Annotated in this window: 1 protein-coding gene; it reads right to left on the minus strand. The window is 54.2% G+C overall.

The window, feature by feature from the left end; all coding sequences use genetic code 11:
- Positions 1-201 (minus strand): transposase (locus QWF21_RS18165; RefSeq protein ID WP_330089440.1); only part of this gene is annotated, 201 nt, incomplete at both ends.

A 201-nucleotide genomic window follows, 5' to 3' on the forward strand; every position in this document is an offset into this window, starting at 1 on the left:
TTACCCCAACTGGTCAGGCGTATCTCTTGCACATGCTCCTTATCCTCCTCCCACACATGCCGCGTGATGATTTTTAGCGCCTTCTTGCTGCTGGTGCATTGACTGCGTAACGGGCAATCCAGGCAGACTTTCGGGTTGGAGTGATAATGCCGGTAGCCTTCCCGGTTGGTCGTCCGGTAGGTCAGGATTTCTCCGTTAGGA

The sequence above is a fragment of the Alkalimonas mucilaginosa genome (genome assembly GCF_036327005.1).
Lineage (GTDB): Bacteria > Pseudomonadota > Gammaproteobacteria > Enterobacterales > Alteromonadaceae > Alkalimonas > Alkalimonas mucilaginosa.